1 protein-coding gene is annotated in these 583 nt (G+C 47.2%); it reads right to left on the bottom strand.

Going from position 1 to position 583, the window contains the following annotated elements:
• A partial coding sequence (locus tag R7Q48_RS29370; RefSeq protein ID WP_318133886.1) for an AMP-binding protein occupies positions 1–583 on the bottom strand: 583 nt, incomplete at both ends.

Below are 583 nucleotides of genomic sequence, written 5' to 3'. Positions count from 1 at the left end.
ATGATGAACAAGTAACCATCTTCATCAAGGTAGCCACCATCGCCAGAAACATAGTAACCCGGGAATTGGCTTAGGTAGCCCGTTTCAAAGCGGTCATGATTACGCCATACCGTTGGTAAGCAGCTTGGCGGTAACGGACGTTTTAGCGCAACGAAACCTTGTTGATTAGGTTTTACTGGTTCACCCAGTTCATCGAGGATTTCTACTTGATAACCCGGAATAGGCTTAGTTGAAGAACCCGCTTTTACTGGCATCATTTCAATGCCCGTTGGGTTCCCTGCAAGCGCCCAACCTGTCTCTGTTTGCCACCAGTGATCGATAACTGGTTTGTCGGTTTTACTTTGTACCCACTCCAGCGTAGGAGGGTCTAAACGTTCACCAGCCATAAAGATGGTTTTCAGGTTTGACAGATCATACTGCTTTAAGAACTCGCCTTCCGGATCTTCTTTCTTAATCGCACGGAAAGCGGTAGGCGCTGAGAATAAAGCATCCACTTTATACTCGTCACACACACGCCAGAATGCGCCAGGGTTTGGTGTTCTGACTGGCTTACCTTCAAACAGTATTGTGGTGCAACCATGAA

The organism is Vibrio sp. 378, assembly GCF_033339435.1.
This window is presented reverse-complemented; position numbering and strand designations above follow the sequence as displayed.